This is a genomic window from Micromonospora sp. NPDC093243 (genome assembly GCF_044753725.1).
GTDB lineage: Bacteria > Actinomycetota > Actinomycetes > Mycobacteriales > Micromonosporaceae > Micromonospora.
In genome coordinates this window covers 147,406-160,479 of sequence record NZ_JBIVNT010000005.1, presented here as the reverse complement: position 1 = coordinate 160,479, position 13,074 = coordinate 147,406, and the positions used below count along the sequence as shown (strand labels likewise).

11 protein-coding genes are annotated in these 13,074 nt (G+C 73.9%); 4 read left to right on the top strand and 7 right to left on the bottom strand.

Annotated elements, in window-relative coordinates; translation table 11 throughout:
* Positions 1 to 228 precede the first annotated feature (228 nt).
* From mraY to mraZ, 7 genes are all read right to left on the bottom strand, one after another.
* A complete protein-coding gene (gene mraY, locus ACIP9D_RS18330; RefSeq protein WP_350872409.1) occupies positions 229 to 1,353 on the bottom strand; it encodes a phospho-N-acetylmuramoyl-pentapeptide-transferase in 1,125 nt (374 codons plus the stop codon).
* A complete protein-coding gene (murF, locus tag ACIP9D_RS18325) occupies positions 1,350 to 2,747 on the bottom strand; it encodes a UDP-N-acetylmuramoyl-tripeptide--D-alanyl-D-alanine ligase (protein WP_350872407.1) in 1,398 nt (465 codons plus the stop codon). The genes mraY and murF overlap by 4 nt, the downstream gene beginning before the upstream one ends.
* The gene (locus tag ACIP9D_RS18320) at positions 2,744 to 4,270 is read right to left on the bottom strand and encodes a UDP-N-acetylmuramoyl-L-alanyl-D-glutamate--2,6-diaminopimelate ligase (protein WP_350872405.1); all 1,527 of its coding nucleotides are present in this window, start codon (positions 4,268 to 4,270) and stop codon (positions 2,744 to 2,746) included. Before ACIP9D_RS18320 ends, murF begins: the two co-directional genes overlap by 4 nt.
* Positions 4,271 to 4,361: 91 nt before the next feature.
* Complete coding sequence (locus ACIP9D_RS18315) at positions 4,362 to 6,572, bottom strand: penicillin-binding protein 2 (protein ID WP_350872403.1); 2,211 nt, start codon at positions 6,570 to 6,572, stop codon at positions 4,362 to 4,364.
* Positions 6,573 to 6,575: 3 nt separating this feature from the next.
* The gene (locus ACIP9D_RS18310) at positions 6,576 to 7,181 is read right to left on the bottom strand and encodes a hypothetical protein (protein ID WP_350872401.1); all 606 of its coding nucleotides are present in this window, start codon (positions 7,179 to 7,181) and stop codon (positions 6,576 to 6,578) included.
* Positions 7,178 to 8,287: a 16S rRNA (cytosine(1402)-N(4))-methyltransferase RsmH gene (gene rsmH / locus ACIP9D_RS18305; RefSeq protein ID WP_350872399.1), complete on the bottom strand. Its 1,110-nt coding sequence runs from the start codon at positions 8,285 to 8,287 to the stop codon at positions 7,178 to 7,180. The genes ACIP9D_RS18310 and rsmH overlap by 4 nt, the downstream gene beginning before the upstream one ends.
* A 205-nt stretch (positions 8,288 to 8,492) precedes the next feature.
* The gene (mraZ, locus tag ACIP9D_RS18300; protein WP_350872397.1) at positions 8,493 to 8,924 is read right to left on the bottom strand and encodes a division/cell wall cluster transcriptional repressor MraZ; all 432 of its coding nucleotides are present in this window, start codon (positions 8,922 to 8,924) and stop codon (positions 8,493 to 8,495) included.
* Positions 8,925 to 9,279: 355 nt separating this feature from the next.
* Between mraZ and ACIP9D_RS18295 the strand changes: the two genes are divergently transcribed.
* From ACIP9D_RS18295 to ACIP9D_RS18280, 4 genes are read left to right on the top strand one after another with little or no spacing between them, the layout of a single operon-like run.
* On the top strand, positions 9,280 to 10,527 hold the full coding sequence (locus ACIP9D_RS18295) for a MurT ligase domain-containing protein (protein ID WP_350872946.1): 1,248 nt from the start codon (positions 9,280 to 9,282) through the stop codon (positions 10,525 to 10,527).
* Positions 10,517 to 11,239, top strand: coding sequence for a glutamine amidotransferase (locus ACIP9D_RS18290; protein WP_350872395.1), 723 nt, complete (start codon positions 10,517 to 10,519; stop codon positions 11,237 to 11,239). Before ACIP9D_RS18295 ends, ACIP9D_RS18290 begins: the two co-directional genes overlap by 11 nt.
* Positions 11,236 to 11,925 carry a VTT domain-containing protein gene (locus ACIP9D_RS18285; protein ID WP_350872393.1) on the top strand — a complete coding sequence of 230 codons (690 nt, stop codon included), beginning with the start codon at positions 11,236 to 11,238 and terminating at the stop codon, positions 11,923 to 11,925. The genes ACIP9D_RS18290 and ACIP9D_RS18285 overlap by 4 nt, the downstream gene beginning before the upstream one ends.
* Positions 11,922 to 12,833 (top strand): phosphotransferase, encoded by a 912-nt coding sequence (locus tag ACIP9D_RS18280; RefSeq protein ID WP_350872391.1) that lies wholly within the window; start codon positions 11,922 to 11,924, stop codon positions 12,831 to 12,833. Before ACIP9D_RS18285 ends, ACIP9D_RS18280 begins: the two co-directional genes overlap by 4 nt.
* The last annotated feature ends 241 nt before the right edge of the window (positions 12,834 to 13,074 follow it).

Genomic DNA, 13,074 nt, shown 5'->3' with positions numbered 1-13,074 from the left:
GGCCGGGCCTGGATGGTGCCGTCGGTGTCTCGTCCCTCCCCCACCCGGACATCATCGCCGCTGCGCCGGCTCGCCACCCCCGCAACGGTTCGCTCGGCGTGTCGCTGGAAACGGGCGAGCCCTCCGCCGGGTGGCGGAGGGCTCGGGCGCACCGGTCCGGGCCGCCCCGCACCAGGCGTGCCCGGGCGGACGCGACACGGTTCGGGACCGGCCCGGTCGGGGCGCCGGTCAGGTCATGTTGGCGAGGAACTCGCTGTAGAAGAGACCGAGCGCGATGGCCACCCCGATGCCGGCGATGATCCAGAACCGGACCACGATGTTGACCTCGCTCCACCCGGCGAGCTCGAAGTGGTGCTGCAACGGCGACATCCGGAAGACCCGCTTGCCGGTGGTCCGGAACGAGATGATCTGGATCACCACGGACATCGTGATGATCACGAACAGGCCGCCGATGATCGGCAGCAGCAGGATGGTCCGGGTCGACATCGCCATGCCGGCGATCAGACCGCCCAGTCCCAGCGCACCCGTGTCACCCATGAAGATCCGCGCCGGCGAGGTGTTCCACCAGAGGAAGCCGACGCAGGCCCCGGCCGCCGCACCGGCGATCAGCGCGATCTCCAGCGGATCCCGGACGGTGTAGCAGTAGGCCTGGGTGTAGCTCGGGTCGGCGCACCAGTGCCGGTACTGCCAGAAGGCGATCAGCGCGTACGCGGCGAGGACCATCACCGAGGCGCCGGTGGCCAGGCCGTCCAGGCCGTCGGTGAGGTTGACGCCGTTGGTCGCGGCCATCACCACGAAGATGAAGATGACCACCGCCCCGACCTTGGTGACGTCCAGGGCCGGGATGTCCCGGATGAAGCTCAGCGTGGTGCTGCCGACCGTCTCGGTGTTGGTCACCGCACCGGAGGAGTCGGTCATGGTGCTCGGGAAGTAGAGGGCCACCACGCCGAAGACCGCGCCGACCAGGATCTGGCCGAGCAGCTTCCCGCGCTTGTTGAGCCCGGCGCTGTTGCGCTTGCGCACCTTCAGGAAGTCGTCGAGGAAGCCGACCGCGCCGGAGAAGACCATCAGCCCCAGCAGCACCAGCGCGGTGATGGTCGGCTCGACCTGGGCGATCTGGGCGTCCGGCAGGGTCGTCAGGGCCAGGTGACCGGCGACGTACGCGATGACCGTGGCGAGGATGAACACCACGCCGCCCATCGTCGGCGTGCCCTTCTTGCCCTGGTGCATCACCGGACCGTCGGACCGGATCGGCTGGCCGGCCTTCAGCCGGGTGAACACCTTGATCGCGATCGGGGTGCAGAAGAGCGAGATCAGGAACGCCACCCCGACGGCGACGATGACCGCCCTCATCCGGCGCTCTCCCCATCGGCGTCCGCGCGCAACGCGTCCACCACGTCCCAGGTGCGGTACCGGGAGCCCTTGACCAGGACGACGTCGCCCGGCCGTAGCTCGCCCCGCAGCACCTCGACGGCCGCCGCCTGATCGGTGAGCAGCACCGACTCTCCTCCCCAGTTTCCTACCGCTGTCGCGCCTTCGTGGATCGGCGCGGCCGGCTCGCCCACCACGAGCAGCCGGTCGACACCCAGCTCGGCCGCCAGCCGGCCGACCTCGGCGTGCCCGTCACGCTCGTACGGACCCAGCTCGGCCATGTAACCGAGCACCGCGACGGTACGCCGACCCTGGCCGAGGCTGGCCAGCGCCTTCAGCGCCACCGCCATCGAGCCCGGGTTGGCGTTGTACGAGTCGTCGATGACCGTCACCCCGTCGGGCCGGTCGAAGACGTCCATCCGCCGGGTGGAGACCAACCCCAGCTCGCCCAGAGCGGTGGCCAGCTCGGCCAGTGGCATGCCCAGCTCCCGGGCCACCGCCGCCGCGGCGAGGGTGTTGGAGACCTGGTGCCGCCCGGTCAGCCCGAGCCGCACCGGCGCGCGCCCGTCCGGGGTGACCAGGATGTACGACGCCCGCCCCCGCTCGTCCAGGGCCACGTCCTCGGCCCGCACCTCGGCGTCCGGCGCCTCGCCGTAGCGGACCACCCGGGCTCCGGTGCGGCTCGCCATCGCGTCCACCAGCGGGTCGTCGGCGTTCAGCACGGCCAGGCCGTCAGCGGGCAGCGCCTCGACCAGCTCGCCCTTGGCGAGGGCGATGTTCTCCCGGGAGCCGAACTCGCCGATGTGCGACGTGCCGACGTTGAGCACCACGGAGATCCGGGGCGGCACCACCTCGCAGAGGTAGCGCACGTGCCCCACCCCCCGGGCGCCCTTCTCCATGACCAGGTAGCGGGTCTCCCCATCGGCCTGCATCGCCGTGTACGGGTGCCCCAGCTCGTTGTTGAACGACCCGGCCGGCGCCACTGTGGCACCGAGCCGGGCGGTGAGCTGGGCGATCAGGTCCTTGGTGGTGGTCTTGCCGGACGAGCCGGTCAGCCCGATCACGGTCAGCCCCGGCAGGCGGTCGACCACCGCGCGGGCCAGCCGGCCCATCGCGGTCAGCGCGTCGGCGACCAGCACCATCGGTACGCCGGGCACCTCGCGGGTGCCGAGCACCGCCACCGCGCCGGCCTCGACGGCCGCGGCGGCGTAGTCGTGCCCGTCGACCTTCTCGCCGGGGAAGGCGACGAAGAGCGTGCCGGCGGAGACCTTGCGGGAGTCGAACTCGACCGGGCCGGTGACCCGGGCGTCCGGGTCGGCGTCGACCAGCCGGCCGTCGACCGCGGTGGCCACCTCGGCCAGCGTCAGCGGGATCACCGGTGGCCTGCCAGGTCGCCGAAGCGGGCCCGCAGCGCGTCCGCCAGTTCGGTGTGGTCGTCGAACGGGTGCACCTCGCCGGCGATCTCCTGCCCCCGCTCGTGGCCCTTGCCGAGCACGGCGATGACGTCGCCCGGCTCGGCCAGCCGGACCGCCTCGTCGATGGCCGCCCGACGGCCGGCCACCTCCACGATCCGGGCCGTCGCGCCGGCCTGCCGCGCCCCGGCGAGGACCTCGGCGCGGATCGCCGCCGGGTCCTCGGTACGCGGGTTGTCGTCGGTCACCAGTACCACGTCGGCCCCCTCCGCGGCGGCGGCGCCCATCACCGGCCGCTTGCCCCGGTCCCGGTCGCCGCCGGCACCGATCACGCAGATCAGCCGGCCGCTGCTCAACTCGCGCAGCGCGGTCAGCGCCGCCACGATGGCGTCCGGCTTGTGCGCGTAGTCGACCACGCCGCGGACCGGAGCCTCCGCCGGGGTGACGAGCTCCAGCCGGCCGGGGACGCCGCCGCACTCCGCCACCCCGGTGACCGCGGTCCGCGGGTCCACCCCGACGGCCACCAGCGCGGCGATGGCCAGCAGGGCGTTCGCCACGTTGTGCCGGCCGGGCAGGGCCACGCCGGCCGGCAGGGTGAGGCCGTCCGGGCCGTGCACGGTGAACCGCTGGGCGTACCCCGCGCCGCCGACCCCGTCGGCCCACCAGGTGGCCTCGGGGTCGCCGGCGGCCGAGTAGCTGACCGTGGCCGGCTTGAAGAGCGGACGCAGCGCCGGATCGTCGTGGTTGAGCACCTCGACCCCGCAGCGCCCGTCGAAGAGCTGCGCCTTGGCGGCGAAGTAGTCCGCCGCGTCGGCGTGGAAGTCGAGGTGGTCGGAGCCGAAGTTGGTGTAGCCGCCGACGGTGAACCGGACCCCGCCGACCCGACCCATCGCCAGCGCGTGGCTGGACACCTCCATCACCACCGCGGTGACCCCGCGCTCGCGGGCGGCGGCGAGCATGGCGTGCAGGTCGGTCGCCTCGGGAGTGGTCCGGACGCTGTCGATCACCAGGTCGCCGAGGCGGGTCTCCACCGTGCCGATCAGCCCGGTGGTGTGCCCGGCGGCGCGCAGCCCGGACTCGACCAGGTAGGCGGTGGAGGTCTTGCCGGCGGTCCCGGTCACCCCGATGACGGTGAGGTCGGCGGTCGGGTCGCCGTAGACGGCGGCGGCGAGCGTGCCGAGCACCGCGCGCGGGTCGTCCACCACGATCACCGGCAGGCCGGCCGCGGTCACCGCGGGCACGCCGGCCGGATCGGTCAGGGCGGCCACCGCGCCGGCCTGGGCCGCGCCGGCGGCGAACTCCGCACCGTGACGGCGGGCGCCGGGCAGCGCCGCGTAGAGGTCGCCGGGACGGACCTCCTGGCTGGCGTGCGTGACGCCGGTCACCAGCACCTCGGCGGCATCGGCCGGGGGCTCGACGGCGAGCCGGGCGGCGAGGTCGCCGAGCCGGGTGCCGATCACGGTACGAGGGCGAGGATTGCCGGGCACGGCGTCAGACCCTACCCGGTCGCCCGGCGCAGATCGCAAAGCCGCCCCGGTGGTTCGTCCCCACTCACCGATGATGTCCCGCCTTGGCTGCTCAGCGCGGATAGACCACGAACTTGGGCGCTTTGCCCGTGGTCGACGGGGGGACCTTGTTGTGACGCAGGGTGAACTGCATCATCTCCTTGAATGCCGGAGCGGCGACCGCGCTCCCCCCGCCGTCCGGGGCGTACGCGAAGACCGCGATCACGTAGCGCGGCTTCTCGGCCGGAGCCATGCCGATGAACGAGGAGACCTCGCCGGGCTGCTTCTGCCCGTTGACCAGTCGCCAGCCGGTGCCGGTCTTCCCGGCGACCCGGAAGCCCGGGATCGCGGCCTGCTCGCCGGTGGCCCCGTCGACGGTGGTGACCGCCTCCAGCATGGTGCGCAGCGCGGCGGCGTTCTGCGGGCTCAGCACGGAACGGGTGACCGGTGCCTTGCCCGGCACGTGCTTGCCGTCCGGCCCGATCACCTCCTTGATCAGGTGCGGCTGGACGTACGTCCCGTCGTTGGCGATGGCGGCGTACGCGGCGGCCATCTGCAACGGGGTGGCGTCCACGCTGTGCCCGATCGGCACCGACCCGTGCGACGATCCGCTCCACTCGTCGGCGGGCAGCAGCCGGCCGCTGGCCTCGCCGGGCATCCCCTCGCCGGTGGGTTGCCCGAGCCCGAACCGGCGCTGGTAGTCGATCAGGCGGTCCCGACCCAGCCGGTCGGCGATGGTGATGGTGCCGACGTTGGAGGAGTAGGCGAGCATCCCGGGCAGGCTCATCCGCCGGCCGTTGGCCGGGTGGGTGTCCGAGAACCAGGTGTCGCCCTTCTTGATGCTGTTCGCCAGCGGCAGCGTGGTGTCCGGGGTGATCACCCCTTCCTGCAGGGCCGCGCCGAAGGTGATCGCCTTGTGCACCGAGCCCGGGTCGACGACGAAGCTGGTGGCCACGTCCTCCCGGGCGACCGGGTCGCTCGGCACCGGTTTCGCCGCGTTGTAGGTGGGGTGGCTCGCCTGGGCCAGCACCTCACCGCTGCCGACCTCCATCACGACGGCCGCGGCGGTGCCGTTCTTGACCTGCGACATGTGCCGGCTGAGGATCACCTGCACCATGTACTGCAGGTCCCGGTCGACGGTCAGCCGCAGTGAGCTGCCGGGCTTCGGCTGGGTGGTCCGGCTGTAGCCGCCGGGGATCGGGGCCGCCAGGTCGCCGAGGCCGGCCTCGTAGACCCGCTTGCCGTCCTCGCCGCGCAGCAGCTCGTCGTAGCGGGCCTCCAGCCCTTCCAGCCCGTTCAGGTCCTGGCTGGTGAAGCCGATCAGGTTGGCGGCCAGGTCGTCGCCGGGCACCTCACGGCGCTCGTCGCGGTGCACGCCGATGCCGGGCAACTCCAGCGCCAGCACCTGCTTGGCGGTCGGGATCTCCACCCCCCGGGCCAGGTACTCGAACCGGGACGGGTTGCCGTTCTCCAGCTTGCGCTGGCGCATCAACTCGGTCAGCTTGGACGCCGAGATGCCCAGCAGCGGCGATAGCGCCTTCGCGGTGGCCGGGGCGTCCTTGATCATTGTCGGGTCGGCGAAGACGTACCGGGCCTCGACGCTGTGCGCCAGTGGTGCCCCGGTCCGGTCGTAGATCGCCCCGCGCGGCGCCGGCAGGTCGACCGTCCGGGTCCGGTCGGCCACCCCGCCGCCGGCGTAGGCCGGGGTGTCCACCGCCTGGAGGAAGACCAGCCGGATACCGATGACGGCGAAGAGCGTCAGCGTGAGCGCGGTGCCCAGCCGCAGCCTCAGCCGCGGGTCGGCCAGCTTCGGTGGCCGGGGCGGCTTGCGCGACGGCCGACGGGCGGCCGGCCGGTCCGGCCGACGCGGGGCGCTGGTCCGCCGCCGCGGCGCCGGCGGCTCGTCCGAGGGGGTACGCGGGTTGCGCGGCTGTACGGTGCGGACCACGCCGGAACGGCCGGCGGCCGGCGCCGCCCGCCGGGCGGCCCGGGCCGCCCCGGCGCGACCGCCGTCGAGCACCTGCAACGCCGGGCGGAACGGGTCACCGGAGCGGGTGCTGCGTGGGGTACGCCGCTGCTCGGCGCCCCCGCTGCCGCCCCGGGCCTGCCCACCGCCCTCCTCGCGGATGGTGCGCCCACGCGGCGTGTACGCGCGGGCGCCGGAGATCCCCCCGACGCCCTGCTCGCCGGCGCGCGGCTCGGCGCCCCGGCCCCCGGTGTCCCGCGACGAGCCGCGCCGGGATCCCGTGGGGTCCCGGCGCGGCTCGTTCGACCTCGGCGGCATGGATCAGCCTCCCGCGCCCTGCTGGCTGGTCACCGACGGCTGGCCGGCGGCCGGCTGCGGCACGCCGATGGTCCGGCCGTCGGGCAGCCGGACGTAGCCCGGCTCGCCCGACTCGACCAGGCCGAGCTTGCGCGCGGCGGCGACCAGATTGCCCGGCGCCTCGAAGTCGGCGATCTGCTTGTTCAGCTGCTCCTGCTCCACGTCCAGCTTGGCCTGCTGCTGCTGGAGCTTCTCGATCCGGATCGCATTCTCGTTGATCTTGGTGTTGACCAGCAGGACGCCCAGCACCCCACCGACCACGAGCACCACGATCAGCGCCGCGAACGGCGCCCGCGGGACCGACACCGGCGGCGGCGGCGCCACCCGCAGCCGCGGTGGGCGGGCGCCGTCGACGGCGCTGCGCTCCTGCGGCCGCAGTGCGGCGTTGCCCTGGGTCGGAAACTCGCGCGCCCCCCGCGCGCGGTTCTCCCCCTGCCGGCTCTTTCGGTCCGTGCGTGCCGTACCGTTCCCGACGCGGGTGGCCCGCTCCGCCGCGGTCCGGCCCCCCGACCGCGGTGCGCGCTGCCCGACGCCGGTGATGTCCCGACGCTCGCGCCCGTCAACGTTCATGTCCCCTCCCCCTCTTCATCCGTCCCACTGCCGTCCCCCGACGCCCGCGGTGGATCCCCCACGGATCGCGCGTTCGCCGTTCCCGGTTGGTGCATCGCCTTCACCCGCCGGCGGTACCGTTCGCGGTCGGTCCGCCCCTGTTGCTCCGCATCCGGGTCGATCCGCTCCGCGGCCCGCAACCGCACCGAGGCGGCCCGCGGGTTCGCGGCGACCTCCCGCTCCCCGGGCAGCTCCGCGCCCCGGCTGAGCAGCCGGAACGTCGGACCTGTACCGGGCAGCTCGACCGGGAGGTCGACCGGGCCCTTGCTACGGACCCGGTCGGCGAGCGCCACCTTGGTGAGCCGGTCCTCCAGCGAGTGGTAGGACAGGACCACCATGCGGCCGCCCACGTTGAGCGTGTCGAGCGCGGCTGGCAGTGCTGTCTCCAGCACCGCCAGCTCCTTGTTTACCTCGATCCGCAAAGCCTGAAACGTTCTCTTTGCCGGGTGTCCACCGGTTCGTCGGGCTGGTGCCGGAATGGACTCCCTGACCAGCTCGGCGAGCCGCGCCGACGAGGTGATCGGAGCCCGCTCGCGCTCCCGGATGATCGCCGAGGCGATCCGCCCGGCGAACTTCTCCTCGCCGTAGACCCGCAGCACCCGGGCCAGCTCCGGGTGGCCGTAGGTGTTGACCACCTCCTCGGCGGTCACCCCGCGGGTCTGGTCCATCCGCATGTCCAGCGGGGCGTCCTGCGCGTAGGCGAACCCGCGATCGGGCGCGTCCAGTTGCAGCGACGAGACCCCCAGGTCGAACAGGATCCCGTCGATCCCCGGATAGCCCAGCCGGTGCAGCACCTCGGGCAACTCGTCGTAGACCGCGTGCTCCAGGTGGATCCGGTCGGCGAAGCGGGCCAGCCGGACGCGCGCATGTGCGAGCGCCTCGGTGTCCCGGTCCAGCCCGATCAGCACCGTCTGCGGATGCGCCTCGAGCACCGCCTCGGCGTGCCCGCCCAGGCCCAGCGTCGCGTCGACGTGGACCGTCCGCCCACCTCGCCCCAGCGCGGGGGCCAGCAACTCGAGACACCGCTCGAGCAGCACCGGCACGTGCGTGCCGCGTAGCTCCCCCATGTCGACCCCCACCGCTGGTTAACCGTTCTTCCGACTCGCGCTCCGTACCGGACGGCGCCTGCCGCCGTACCGCCAGATCCCCATCCGCTCCCGCCCGTCGCGGGGCCGAGGCCCCCCGAGAGATCGTGCGCCTGGCACCGGGGAAGGGATGCCAGGAACTCGAAAGCGGCTGGAGATCTCGCAGTACGCCGGGCGCCGTGCCGCCCTACAGACCGCCGGGCAGCACCCCCTCCTCGATGTCGGCGAACTCGTCTTCGCTCTCCGCGAGGTAGGTCTCCCAGGCGACCCTGTCCCAGATCTCCACCCGGGTGCTCGCGCCGATCACGACCAGGTCGCGGTCGAGCGCGGCGTAGTCACGCAGGTGCCCCGGGATGGTCACCCGGCCCTGCTTGTCGGGCACCTCGTCGTGGGCGCTGGCGAAGAAGACCCGGCTGTAGGCCCGGGCCGCCTTGTGCGTCATCGGCTGGGCGCGCAACTGCTCCGCGATCCGCTGGAACTCAGGCGTCGGAAAGACGTAGAGGCAGCGCTCCTGCCCTTTGGTGATCACGACACCCCCCGCCAGCTCATCCCGGAACTTCGCCGGAAGGATCAACCGGCCTTTGTCGTCCAGGCGTGGGGTGTGGGTGCCGAGGAACACGGCCCAACCCCCTCGCCCTTGAGCGGCGTTCGCGGCGCCGCTGACCCCCCGGGCCGGTGCGACCCTCCCGGCCTCACCATTGGGCCCCACTCTACTCCACTTCCCTCCACCTGCAACCAGATTCGCCCGCGTGGCGCGCCCGGCCCGCGACCAAAACCGCACGTCACGGGGGGTGGGGCGGAGTGGAGGGCCGCGACGCCTCCCGGGCGGCGTCCGCTTTCCGACATAGATCGACTCCGGCCGGCGGAGCCGGAATCGGCCGGGCGAGCCCACCCCCCACCCGAACGGTTCGCCCTCGGCGGCGATCTGGTGGGGCGGGTGGTCCGGTAACCTCGCTCGGGTGACGGACGCGAAGATGCCCCTGCGGGCGAAGGTGGCCAGCTCCGTGTCCCGGACCGCTGCGGCGTTGTCGCGGGCGGCGGGCCGGGGCGACGGCTCGGTGATCGGTGGATGGATCGGTCTCAAGATCGACCCGGACCTGCTCGCGCACCTCTCTGCCGGCCGCGCCATCGCGCTCGTCTCCGGCACCAACGGCAAGACGACCACCACCCGGCTCTCCGCCGCCGCGGTCGGCGTGCTCGGCCGGGTCGCCACCAACTCGTTCGGCGCCAACATGCCGACCGGCCACACCTCCGCGCTGGCCAAGGCCGGCAGCACCCCGTACGCGGTGCTGGAGGTGGACGAGCACTACCTCGCCCAGGTGCTGGAGGCCACCGAGCCACACGTGGTGGCGCTGCTCAACCTCTCCCGTGACCAGCTCGACCGGGCCAAGGAGGTCGCCATGATGGCGCAGCTCTGGCGCGCCGCGCTGGTCCGGCACCCGGACGTGCGGGTGGTGGCCAACGCCGACGACCCGATGGTGGTCTGGGCGGCCTCGCCCCCGGCCAACCACGACCACCGGATCACCCCGCCGCACGTGACCTGGTTCAGCGCCGGCCAGCGCTGGCACGACGACTCGTGGGTCTGCCCCGAGTGCGGCTCCACCATCCAACGCTCGGGTGACCAGTGGTGGTGCACCGGCTGCCCGCTGCGCCGCCCCGAGCCGCAGTGGACGGTGGAGGACGACGGCGTGCTGGACCCGACGGGCGCCTGGCACAAGGTCGCCCTCCAGCTGCCCGGCAAGGTCAACCTCGGCAACGCGGCGACCGCGCTCGCGCTAGCCGCCGAGTTCGGGGTCCGCCCGGTCGACGCGGTCTCCCGGCTGGGCAGCGTCACCTCGGTCGCCGGGCGCTACGCCCAGGTGGACCGGGACGGGCGCAACATCCGGCTGCTGCTGGCCAAGAACCCGGCGAGCTGGCTCGAGGCGTTCGACATGGCCGACCTGGCGCCGACCCTGCTGTCGATCAACGCGCGGGACCCGGACGGCCTCGACACGTCATGGCTCTTCGACGTCGACTTCGCCCCGCTCCGCGGCCGGCAGGTGTTGATCACCGGTGACCGGGCATACGACCTGGCGGTCCGGCTCGACGTCAACGACGTGCCGTTCCAGCACGTACGGACCTTCGACGAGGCGATCCGCGCGGTGCCCCCAGGGCGCCTGGAGGTCATCGCCAACTACACCGCGTTCCAGGACATCCGAGCGGAGTTGGACCGTGTCAACTGAGAGCCTGCGCATCGTCTGGATCTACCCCGACCTGCTCTCCACCTACGGCGACCGGGGCAACGCGCTGATCCTGGCCCGGCGGGCCCGTCAGCGTGGCATGCCGGTCGAGGTGCTGGAGGTCCGCTCCGACCAGCGGCTGCCCGCCACCGCGGACATCTACCTGCTCGGCGGCGGCGAGGACGGCCCGCAGGCGCTCGGCGCGCAGCGGCTGATCGCCGACGGCGGCCTGCACCGGGCGGTCGCCCAGGGCTCGGTGGTGTTCGGCGTCTGCGCCGGCTACCAGCTCCTCGGCACCTCCTTCTTCGCCAAGGGCACCAAGTGCCAGGGGCTGGAGCTGCTCGACATCAGCTCCGACCGGGGCGACACCCGGGCCGTCGGCGAGCTGGCCGGCGACATCGACCCGCGGCTGGGGGTGCCGCCGCTGAGCGGCTTCGAGAACCACGGCGGGCGCACCCATCTCGGGCCGAGCGTCTCCCCGCTCGCCCGGATCACCGCCGGCATCGGCAACGACGGGGCCACCGAGGGCGCCTGGCGCGGCAAGCTGCTCGGCACCTACTCGCACGGCCCGGCGCTGGCCCGCAACCCGGCCCTGGCCGACCTGCTGCTGCGCTGGGCCACCGGCGTGCACCAGCTCCCGCCGGTGGACGACACCTGGTCCGACCGGCTCCGGTCCGAGCGCCGCGCCGCGGTGGCCGCCGCCGCCCGGGCATGACCCCCGCCGTCCGGCGGCTGCTCCGGCAGCCGTCGGTCGTCCGGTTCGCACTGCTGCTGCTCCTGGTGGCGGCCTGCGGTGTGCTGCTGCTGGTCGTGCCCCGGCCGGCCCCGTCCGAGCTGCCCCGGCTGGCCGACCGGCTCGGGGAGCTCGCCCCGGTCGCGGCGGTCTTCGGCGGCGCGCTGCTGCTGGTGGCCCTCGTCCCGCGTACCTTCATCACGCTCGCCTCGGGCGCGACCTTCGGCCCGCTGGAGGGCGCCGCGTACGCCCTGGGCGCCGCGCTGGTGGCGGCGGCGGTCGGTTTCGCGGTCGGTCGCCTGCTCGGCCGGGAGTTCGTCGCGGAGCGGGTCCGCGGCCGGCTGGCCCGGCTGGACGGCTGGTTCGCCCGGCAGAGCGTGCTCGGGGTGATCACCGTCCGGCTGGTGCCGATCGCCGGCTTCGGGCTGGTCAGCTACGGCTACGGCACCACCGGCGCGCGGGTGTTGCCGTTCCTGGCCGGCAGCGTGATCGCCTCCGCCCCGACCGCGTTCGGCTACGCGGCGGTCGGCGCCGCCGTCACCTCGCCGGGCGAGGTGAACTGGTACGCCGCCGCCCCCGCCGGGCTGGGGTTGATCGCCAGCGTGGTGCTGATCCGGCGCTGGTGGCGCGCCGAGCGGCAACGCCGGACCGCCGGGCTGACGACATGAAGCCACCACCCCGACCCGGCCGCCGGGCCGACGGCGTCGAGCATCCGCCCGAACCCGGCCGGCTGACCGACGACATCGAACACGCGCCGCAACCCCGCCGCCGGGCGGACGACATCGAGCACGCGCCCGAATCCGGCCACCGGCCGGACGGGGCGGCCGCGAGCGGCACCGAGGAGCGGCTGCCCGGTGGCTTCATCGCCGAGGTGGTCCGGGTCGGGGACACCGTCCGGCGTACCCCGCCGGCCAACGCCGACTTCGTGGCCGACCTGCTGACCCACCTGGAGCGGGCCGGCGCCGACCTCGCACCCCGCCATCTGGGCGTCGACGAGCGTGGCCGGCAGGTGCTCAGCCACCTGGCCGGTCGGGTGCCCTGGCGGGACCGGGAGGACGCGGCCTACTTCGCCGATCCGGCCCTGGTCGAGCTGGCCCGGCTGATCCGTCGGTTGCACGACGCGTGCGCCGGCAGCTCGCTGGCGGGCGACGCCGAGACGGTCTGCCATCGCGATCTGTCGCCCAAGAACACGGTCTACCGGGACTCCCCGGACGGACTGCTGCCCGTCGCCTTCCTCGACTGGGACCTGGCCCGCCCCGGCCGGCGGATCGAGGACGTGGCGTTCGCCTGCTGGCACTGGGCCGAGCTGGGGCCGGGCGCGGACCCGGCGGAGCTGGATCGCCGGTGCCGGCTGATCTGCGACGCCTACGAGGGGTTCGACGCGGGCGCGGGGCTCCTGCCCCGCCCGGAGCTGGTCGACGTGATGCTGGCCCAGTTGGACAGCACCTGGCGCGGCATCAGCGCGGACGCCGACCGTGGCCTGCCGGGAATGCGCCGGCTCCGAGCCGCGGGCGTCGTCGAGCTCATCCACGGCTGGCACGACTGGCTACGCACCCACCGCCCCACGATGTCCTAACCCGATAACCCCGCCCGCCCGCCCCACCCCGCTGCCCCCACCCCACCTCGTCCCGCCCACCCCGGCCCGCCCCGCCCCGTCCAGCCCAGCCCGGCCCCCGCCCCCGCCCCCGCCCCCGCCCCGGCGATCATGCAGTTGTGGTGGGAGACAAAGCCCCCGTGCCGGAATGATTCGGGCACCACAACTGCATGATCGACGCGGGAGCGGGGTGGGCGGGGGTGGGCGGGGTGGGCGCGGTGGG

Excerpts from the sequence above, each read along its gene's own strand:
- mraY (WP_350872409.1), bottom strand. The coding sequence starts at position 1,353 with ATGAGGGCGGTCATCGTCGCCGTCGGGGTGGCGTTCCTGATCTCGCTC.
- ACIP9D_RS18315 (WP_350872403.1), bottom strand. The coding sequence starts at position 6,572 with ATGCCGCCGAGGTCGAACGAGCCGCGCCGGGACCCCACGGGATCCCGG.
- ACIP9D_RS18310 (WP_350872401.1), bottom strand. The coding sequence starts at position 7,181 with ATGAACGTTGACGGGCGCGAGCGTCGGGACATCACCGGCGTCGGGCAG.
- rsmH (WP_350872399.1), bottom strand. The coding sequence starts at position 8,287 with ATGGGGGAGCTACGCGGCACGCACGTGCCGGTGCTGCTCGAGCGGTGT.
- ACIP9D_RS18295 (WP_350872946.1), top strand. The coding sequence starts at position 9,280 with ATGCCCCTGCGGGCGAAGGTGGCCAGCTCCGTGTCCCGGACCGCTGCG.
- ACIP9D_RS18285 (WP_350872393.1), top strand. The coding sequence starts at position 11,236 with ATGACCCCCGCCGTCCGGCGGCTGCTCCGGCAGCCGTCGGTCGTCCGG.
- ACIP9D_RS18280 (WP_350872391.1), top strand. The coding sequence starts at position 11,922 with ATGAAGCCACCACCCCGACCCGGCCGCCGGGCCGACGGCGTCGAGCAT.